We start from the raw sequence: 615 nt of genomic DNA, 5'->3' as shown, positions 1-615 counted from the left end.
TTATCCAATAGAGTGTTTTCGGGCTATGACGAAATTGTCGATGAAGTTTCAAAGGCATGGAATCACTTTATTTCAATCCCGGATCGAGTGAAGAAAATGTGCAATCGGGAATGGATTAAATTGATTTAATCTTTATGCGGAATGGTATAACTCTTTTCTGCTCACCGCTTTATTACTTTGTAGGTTTTGATAAAAAACTTACCGACTTGAAAAACATTTTTTGCCAAGTCGATACTAATTAGGTTAAATTTTGACATGTATGGATTCCTTATTGGTAAAAGTAATTGTCCAATCTCTTTATACCGTACTCACCCTATTTGGGGGAGGAGTCCATACATCTCCTACGGGGTTTTGTTGCTGAGGGTGACTTTGTACAGGGCAACCCCGCAGTTCAACTGAAGTCTGACGGCTGAAAGCTGACAGCTCAAAACGCAAAAAAGCCCGACTCTTTCGAATCGGGCTTTCTYTTATTTGGAGCCTGGCGATGACCTACTTTCACATAGCAGCTGCTACACTATCATCGGCGCTGTTTCGTTTCACTACTGAGTTCGGCATGGGGTCAGGTGGGTCCAAAACGCTATTGTCACCAAGCAAATTTGGTTTGTTAATCGCCTT

The 615-nt window shown here is 41.5% G+C and carries 1 rRNA gene; it reads right to left on the bottom strand.

Annotation, left to right across the window (positions count from 1 at the left end):
* Positions 1 to 476 precede the first annotated feature (476 nt).
* A 5S ribosomal RNA gene (rrf, locus tag IRQ78_RS20405) occupies positions 477 to 591 on the bottom strand.
* Between the last annotated feature and the right edge of the window lie 24 nt (positions 592 to 615).

The sequence above is a fragment of the Pseudoalteromonas simplex genome (assembly GCF_015278155.1).
GTDB lineage: Bacteria > Pseudomonadota > Gammaproteobacteria > Enterobacterales > Alteromonadaceae > Pseudoalteromonas > Pseudoalteromonas simplex.
This window is presented reverse-complemented; position numbering and strand designations above follow the sequence as displayed.